Source organism: Xenorhabdus bovienii (assembly GCF_024721015.1).
Classification (GTDB): Bacteria; Pseudomonadota; Gammaproteobacteria; order Enterobacterales; family Enterobacteriaceae; genus Xenorhabdus; species Xenorhabdus bovienii.
In genome coordinates this window covers 1-501 of record NZ_JANAIF010000316.1, presented here as the reverse complement: position 1 = coordinate 501, position 501 = coordinate 1, and the positions used below count along the sequence as shown (strand labels likewise).

Annotated in this window: 2 tRNA genes; both read right to left on the bottom strand. The window is 51.9% G+C overall.

Annotation, left to right across the window (positions count from 1 at the left end):
* Positions 1–130 precede the first annotated feature (130 nt).
* A tRNA-Ala gene (locus NXS07_RS20780) sits at positions 131–206 on the bottom strand.
* A gap of 124 nt (positions 207–330) precedes the next feature.
* A tRNA-Ile gene (locus NXS07_RS20775) sits at positions 331–407 on the bottom strand.
* Positions 408–501 lie beyond the last annotated feature (94 nt).

Here is a 501-nt window from a genome sequence, read left to right as displayed (position 1 = left end):
TTGAGAGACTCATCAGTCCTGTCATTGACAGCACTGATTGTTTCAAATTTTCAGCTTGTTCCAGATTGTTAAAGAGCAAAAATTTCACAACACACGGGCGTGTTCCCCATGGGTTCTGAAATTATTCGTATGGTGGAGCTAAGCGGGATCGAACCGCTGACCTCCTGCGTGCAAGGCAGGCGCTCTCCCAGCTGAGCTATAGCCCCATACAGTGTTATCACCGGTACGTCAGACGACTGTGCAGACCGTTTCCCCGCCCGCCGTTTCAAGGCAGAAACACCGCTGCATCCGCACCGGGTAACCCTGGAAAGGGCCAGGAGTCAACGTGTCTGGTAGGCCTGAGTGGACTTGAACCACCGACCTCACCCTTATCAGGGGTGCGCTCTAACCACCTGAGCTACAAGCCTATACCGTGATACTCTATTTTTATCAGACAATCTGTGTGGACACTGCACAATCACTATCATTCAGGTAAGGAGGTGATCCAACCGCAGGTTCCCC